Annotated in this window: 1 pseudogene; it reads left to right on the plus strand. The window is 62.5% G+C overall.

Annotated features, from left to right (window positions below):
• Nucleotides 1-753: pseudogene (locus EOA27_RS38765) on the plus strand (DNA polymerase III subunit alpha); the annotation flags it as partial.

The raw sequence follows: 753 nt of genomic DNA on the forward strand, positions 1-753 counted from the left end.
CCGGTCGACGACAAAGAGACTTACTCGATGCTGTCGCGCGGCGAGGTCGTCGGCGTGTTCCAGGTTGAAAGTGCCGGCATGCGCAAGGCGCTGATCGGCATGCGACCGGACTGCATCGAGGACATTATCGCGCTGGTGGCGCTCTACCGTCCCGGCCCGATGGAGAACATCCCGACCTACAATGCCAGAAAGCATGGCGAGGAGGAGATGGCCTCGATCCATCCCAAGATCGATCATCTGGTGAAGGAGACGCAAGGCGTCATCGTGTACCAGGAACAGGTGATGCAGATCGCGCAGGAACTGTCCGGCTATTCGCTCGGCGAAGCCGACCTTCTGCGCCGCGCCATGGGCAAGAAGATCCGCGCCGAGATGGACAAGCAGCGCGAGCGCTTCGTGTCCGGCGCGGTCGAGCGCGGCGTCTCCAAGCCGCAGGCCGACTTCATCTTCGATCTCCTGGCGAAGTTCGCCGACTACGGCTTCAACAAGTCGCACGCGGCGGCCTACGCTGTCGTCTCCTACCAGACCGCCTATCTCAAGGCGCATTATCCGGTCGAGTTCCTGGCGGCGTCGATGACGCTCGACATGAGCAACACAGACAAGCTGGCCGACTTCCGCCAGGATGCCATGCGCCTCGGCATCGAGGTGGTGGCGCCGTCGGTGATGACCAGCTTCCGCCCGTTCGAAGTGGGTGAAAACAAGATCTTCTATTCGCTGGCGGCGCTGAAGGGCGTCGGCGACGCGGCGGTTGAGCAT

It is taken from the genome of Mesorhizobium sp. M2A.F.Ca.ET.037.01.1.1, from assembly GCF_003998075.1.
Taxonomy (GTDB): Bacteria; Pseudomonadota; Alphaproteobacteria; order Rhizobiales; family Rhizobiaceae; genus Mesorhizobium.